Genomic DNA, 3422 nt, shown 5'->3' with positions numbered 1-3422 from the left:
GAGTGGGCATGCTCCATGTGGGTGTTGTCGGCGGGGCGGGTTGTCCGTGGTGGACATGGCGGTGGCCGAGGAGTCGGCCCGGGCCTGGCCGGGCAATGCGGTGAACTCCCCCTGCGGGGGCATTAGATTGGCTCGCTGATGGTGGATCGAACGGCTGGTCAGGGGACAAGGGCGATGGACAGCGACGGCAGGCAGGACACACGGGGCACACACGCCGATCGTGTGCCGCGCCCGGCGGCGCCGCCTCAGGCGCCGCCGCGGCCCGCGCAGCCGCCGGAGGCCCCGCCGAGCGGCTCCACCTTCCTGACGTGGTTGCGGACCCCCCGCCCCGAGGCGGCGCCGGGGGTGTGGCGGTTCGGGCACCGGCCGCGACCCACGGAGGAGCCCGACGAGATCCCCACGCGCCAACTGCTCAGCGGGGCGCTGATCGCCTTCCTGGTGGGGTGGCTGATCTGGTCGCTGCTGCAGAACGGCTACCTGGGCGACTGGTGGTGGGTGCCGCTCTTCCTGATCACTCCCGACTCCTGGCGTGGTAACGACAGTGAGATCGGCGACATCGGCACACTCATCGTGTTCCGGGGCTATGAGCTGCTGGTCGCCCTGGCCATCATGGTCGCGGTCGGTCGGCTCGGCCGCTGGAGCGAGGTCTGGCACCGCTTCGGCGCCCCCCACTTGCGGCACTTCCGGCGCCGAGAGCCCGAGCAGACGGCTCCCGAACCCGAGGAAGACCCCGCCGAGTGGCCCCAGCTCCGCGCCGCCGGAGCCACCGACGCCGCCGAGCGGCTTGTCGCCGAGGCCCGTTCCGGGCTCATGCGCGACGTCGACCACGCGCGCATCACCCGGGCCTGGCAGGGAGTGCGCACCGGTCGGCACAGCCTCGCCACCTTCACCGGCGCCGTGCTGAAGGACGGGTCCGCCGCCTGTCTGCACCCCTCAGGCGACCGTGATCTTCCGGGACGCCTCGCCCAGCACGACCTCGTCACCGGGCAGGTCCGGCTCGGCACGACCGCCGACGACAAGCGCAATCCGTACGCCTACCGCGGCACCGGACTCGCACTCGGCCCCGAACTCCTCGGCACCTCCTTGCTCGCCGTCGGCCCCGCCGGATCAGGCAAGACCGGCGGTGTCGTCTGGCCGCTCGCCGAATCGCTGTGTCTGCACGCGCTCGCCGGGCGGGCCGCCGTCGTCGTGGTCGGCGCCGCGGGCGCGGGGCTCGGGCCCGTGGACGCGTACGACGTCGTCGTGCGGGTCGGCAACCCCGAGTCCGTGTACGACCTCGACCTGTACGGCGGGACCACCGACCCCGACGAGGCGGCGGCCGTACTCGCAGAGGCCCTGGTCGGCGACCTCACCGATCCGCATCCCGGCGGGGACAGCCGCCGGTCCACCACCGTGCTCGCCCAGCTGCTCGGGCCGTACCGCGCGGTCCACGGGCGCTTCCCTTCCGTACCCGAACTGCGGCAGCTCCTCGACGGCGCGCCCGGCCCGCTCGGTGCGCTCCGCAAGGCCCTCACGGAAGCCGGGCAGGAATCGTTGCTGCGTGAACTCGACGCCCGAGAGCGGCAGTTGGGGCATCCGGGCGATGTGGGAGGCGTACTCGCGGATCGGGTCGCCCTGCTGGACCGGCCCGCCTTCGCGGGCTTCTTCGACACGTCCGGGCAGTCGCGGCCGTTTTCGCTGAGGGCGCTTGATCACCCGGTGCGGGTGCGCATCGATCTGCCCGAGCGCGGGCATGCCGATGCCTCGCGGATCCTCGCGCGGCTGGTGCTCGCGCAGTTCACGGCGAGTGTCGCGGTGCGGGAGGACCGGTCGTTGTTCGCGTGTCTGGTGCTGGACGACGCGACGGGCGTGGTGACTCCCGAGGCCGTACGCGGAGTCCAGCGGCTGCGGTCCGGCAACGCCGGTGTCGTACTGACCCTGCGTACGCTCGACGACGTGCCGCGGCCGCTGCGGTCGCCGTTGCTCGGTGCGATCGGCTGCCGGATGGCGCTGTCCGGGCTCACGCCCTGGGACGGGCAGGACTTCGCCGAGGTGTGGGGCAAGGAGTGGATCGAGGCGCGGGACGTCACCGACCGGCAGATCATCGCCGAGACCCCGCTCGGCAAGACCGTCCACGCACTGCGGCGGGTGATCACCGGACGGGCACCCACCGCCCGGGCCGTCACCGTGCGGCAGGTCGAGCGTGAGCGGTGGTCCGCTTCCGAGCTGGCGCATGCCGTTCCGCCGGGGCATGCGGTGCTGTCGCTCACCAGCGTGCGGGGGGAGCATGCGCCGCCGCTGCTGGTGGATCTTCGGGGATGAGCGGCGCGTGACGCGGTGACCGTACGGTGAGGCAGAATCGACACAGGTCGTTCATACATGACGGCTAAAAGATCACACCGTCCGCCACTCCCGCCGGTTCTGTGAAGGCCAGGCCAGGAAGACCTGAAGGTCCCATGCCCCCCACGCTCGCCTCGCTCGTCCAGCACTCGGCGCTCAAACTCACCGTGCGCGCGGGCAAGGAACACCTGGACCGGCCCGTCCGCTGGGCCCACGCCAGCGAACTCGCCGACCCCGTGCCGTACATGGAGGGCGGGGAGCTGCTCCTGATCACCGCGCTCAAGCTGGAGGCGGAGGATCCCGAGGCGATGCGGCGGTATGTGAAGCGGCTCGCGGGGGCGGGAGTCGCCGGGCTCGGATTCGCTGTCGGGGTCCACTACGAGGACATTCCGAAGGCCCTGGTCGATGCCGCCGAGCTGGAGGGGCTGCCGCTCCTCGCAGTGCCTCGGCGTACCCCCTTCCTCGCCATCAGCAAAGCGGTCTCCGCCGCGATCGCCGCCGATCAGTACCGGGCCGTGACGGCGGGGTTCGCCGCTCAACGCGAGCTGACCAAACGGGCCTTGAGCGAGGGGCCCGAGGGGTTGCTCACCGCTCTTGCCTCGCAGATCGACGGGTGGACCGCGCTGTACGACGCGACCGGTGCCGTCGTCGCCACCGCGCCCGAGTGGGCGGGGCGGCGGGCCGCCCGGCTCACCGCCGATGTGGAGCGGCTGTGGGAGCGGTCCGTGCCCGCGAGTTCCGTCGTCGGGGGGTCCTCCGAGGAGGGGGGCGAGGAGGGTGACGGGGAGGACCGTGTCGAGCTGCATTCGCTGGGGACCGGGCGGCGGCCTCTGGGCGCGTTGGCCGTGGGTACGGCTGCTGCGCCGGGTACGGCCGAGCGGTACGCCGTTCACTCCGCCATCGCTCTGCTGACGCTCACGACCGAGCGGTCGCGGTCGTTGTATGCCGCGGAGCAGCGGATCGGGGCGGCTGTGCTGCGCATGCTGCTTGCGGGGCAGTCCGATCATGCTCGGGCTGTTGCCGGGGACCTGTACGGGGAGCTGCTCGATGCCCCGTATCGGATGATCCTGGCGGAGTCCGGGGCTGTGGTGGGTGCGCGGGGG

General features: G+C 72.3%; 2 protein-coding genes. Both read left to right on the top strand.

Annotated elements, in window-relative coordinates; all coding sequences use genetic code 11:
• The first annotated feature begins 174 nt into the window (after positions 1 to 174).
• A complete protein-coding gene (locus G5C60_RS50055; RefSeq protein WP_165270881.1) occupies positions 175 to 2301 on the top strand; it encodes an ATP-binding protein in 2127 nt (708 codons plus the stop codon).
• 134 nt (positions 2302 to 2435) lie between these two features.
• Positions 2436 to 3422: PucR family transcriptional regulator ligand-binding domain-containing protein (locus G5C60_RS50050; RefSeq protein WP_206441001.1), on the top strand; the 987-nt coding region annotated here is incomplete at its 3' end.

Source organism: Streptomyces scabichelini, from assembly GCF_011045015.1.
In the GTDB taxonomy this organism is placed as follows: Bacteria; Actinomycetota; Actinomycetes; order Streptomycetales; family Streptomycetaceae; genus Streptomyces; species Streptomyces scabichelini.
The sequence above is the reverse complement of the archived record's forward strand: the minus strand, read 5'-3'. Positions and strand labels throughout refer to the sequence as shown.

Excerpts from the sequence above, each read along its gene's own strand:
- G5C60_RS50055 (WP_165270881.1), top strand. The coding sequence starts at position 175 with ATGGACAGCGACGGCAGGCAGGACACACGGGGCACACACGCCGATCGT.